The organism is Novosphingobium sp. FG90 (assembly GCF_057808725.1).
Genome location: NZ_JBMDIO010000127.1, coordinates 1 through 407, shown reverse-complemented (window position 1 = coordinate 407; position 407 = coordinate 1). Strand labels below are relative to the sequence as shown.

Sequence of the window (407 nt, the reverse complement as noted above, 5' to 3'; positions counted from 1 at the left end):
TTAACAGGTTGCGGAAAAAGGTTCTTTCCTTGAGCCGCTTGAGGTGATTCAGACGCCTTCAGCTGAGGTTGAAGGATTTGAAATGCGGGGCGGCGATTACCGGAGCGAAGGGCTTTTTTCCTACGTGAGTTGCGAAGCCCGGGTTCCGGCGAACCATCCCCTTCGGGCGATCCGCGCGATCGTCGACGAAGCTCTCGAGGTGATGTCAGCGGATTTTGATGTGATGTATTCGCGCATTGGCCGGCCATCTATCCCGCCCGAGAAGCTACTGCGCGCGTTGCTCCTGCAAGCTTTCTATACGATCCGCTCGGAGCGCCAGCTCATGGAGCAGATGGATTACAACCTGCTCTTCCGCTGGTTCGTCGGCCTGGCGATGGATGCGCCGATCTGGGATGTCACGGTCTTCA

The 407-nt window shown here is 57.2% G+C and carries 1 protein-coding gene; it reads left to right on the top strand.

The features are described 5' to 3' along the window. Positions 1-82: 82 nt before the first annotated feature. The coding region (locus ACODRZ_RS26855) for a transposase (protein WP_488973203.1) at positions 83-407 on the top strand (325 nt) is incomplete at its 3' end.